At 48.2% G+C, this 1648-nt stretch carries 1 protein-coding gene; it reads left to right on the forward strand.

Annotation, left to right across the window (positions count from 1 at the left end; all coding sequences use genetic code 11):
• Nucleotides 1–740 precede the first annotated feature (740 nt).
• On the forward strand, nucleotides 741–1238 hold the full coding sequence (locus PH5382_RS19920; RefSeq protein ID WP_156414994.1) for a hypothetical protein: 498 nt from the start codon (nucleotides 741–743) through the stop codon (nucleotides 1236–1238).
• Nucleotides 1239–1648 lie beyond the last annotated feature (410 nt).

Here is a 1648-nt window from a genome sequence, read left to right on the forward strand (position 1 = left end):
ACACATTAGTGGCCGTTGGAGGCGCGAAAACGTCAAGTTACTTGGGAAATGCGGGCTCAAAGAAAAATGCGAGAAAAATACTGACTACGATCAGGCCAATTCCTGAGTTTAACATGTTTTCTAAAACCTCTGATTTTTGGCCTTTTTAAAATAACTTAAGAATACCGCACACTCTTTTTAGCTGGGTTACCCTTGCCTGCCTCTGCCCTCGTGTAGTTCAGGCGGAATCGCTTGGCAAAATCGGCGCTCTCACATCTTTGATCTTTGCCCCAATTGTATAGCCGTCTCCGTGAAAGACGGTCAGGTGTTCCTCACTTGTGCGACGAGTACCGCACCTTGGTTAGATACAGAATATGCAGAATTCTCCATATTGCAGTCGACCATTGGCTGCCAGCAGGGTCGGCAACACCCTCGCCCCTAGCGGCGCAATGGGCAACCGCCAGGGGTTGGCCGCGGCAAAGCCCACCGTCCCAGCCAAGCGGTTCTCGTTGGGAGAACAGGGCGACACCAAGAAGGAGTTCAAATCTGCCACGCGTAACGTCCCGGACAAAGACCGCACAAGAGGGTGTCAGCGGCGAGTGTGAATCCTTTTCGTCAACACACCCTGCGTTTTGCGAAGGATTATTCATTTGACAAATTTTCTCCTTAACCGATAGTGAAATCGAGCACGGAAATGAGAGTGTGAACTGAAAATGTTTTTTAAACGAAACCACTTAACCACATCCCTGAGGGATGAGATTTTGGAACAAACCCTAAAAACAGCCAAGTTCCAAGTTCTTTCAGGTACGGTTATTTCTTGCGATATCGTACCGATTACTGAAGTTCGTGGCAGTATCTCTGGAGGTGGTGGGAATCTTGATATTTCTGGTCATATAGCAGAAGTTTCTGGTTGGATCACTTCGTCAACGCAGATGGTCGCACAAGTTTTTGTAAAGTTTGAAGAAGGTGAGGTTTCTCTCAAAATAGACGCCAACCAACTACCCGTAAGAGATGGTTCACGTTTGGAGTTTCTTCAAGCATCAAGCGGAGGTAGTGCTGTAATCTACGCCATTCGAAACACTGATACTAAAAAGGCAGTTTTCTTCGGCCATGATGTGAGGAAGTTTTTTTCAGATCGGGTCAAATCATGCATCACCCCTCATAAATTGAGCGACCCAGTACGTGGGACATTATCTGTCTTAGAAAAACTAGAGGATGATTTGTTTTCAAAGTCTAGTGATACTCTCCCCCGATCTTAGGGGCAGGACCTTGGCCTCGGGGGCGGCCCAGTCAAACATTTTTTTGCACAAGGGACACAAGGGAATTGTCCCGCCAAATCGTCGGCCTGGGTTTGACCGTGCTCATAGACACCTACTCTTGGTAGCACGTTTCAACACAGCAAAATTGGGCCTGACAGAAGTTGATTGGTTTTGTTCCGCACTCAACAACTGCATCTCTGGCGTCCAGTGTCGAAACCTACCACGCTATGAGCTAGGTCAATATGGAGGATTCTGCATATTTCGCTCGCCTCGCCCAAAGCCATACTGCCTGCAGCGAAGGAACAGCACCTGTATCAGAGGCACCCAAGATTTCAGCATGGTCAAGAATACCGCCGGCTTTGTTGCACAAATCGGTTTCTGAGGGGACTTCCCCTTTCCCCGGACGGAAT

Origin of the sequence: Phaeobacter sp. CECT 5382, assembly GCF_001457775.1 — a bacterium.
Taxonomy (GTDB): Bacteria; Pseudomonadota; Alphaproteobacteria; order Rhodobacterales; family Rhodobacteraceae; genus Pseudophaeobacter.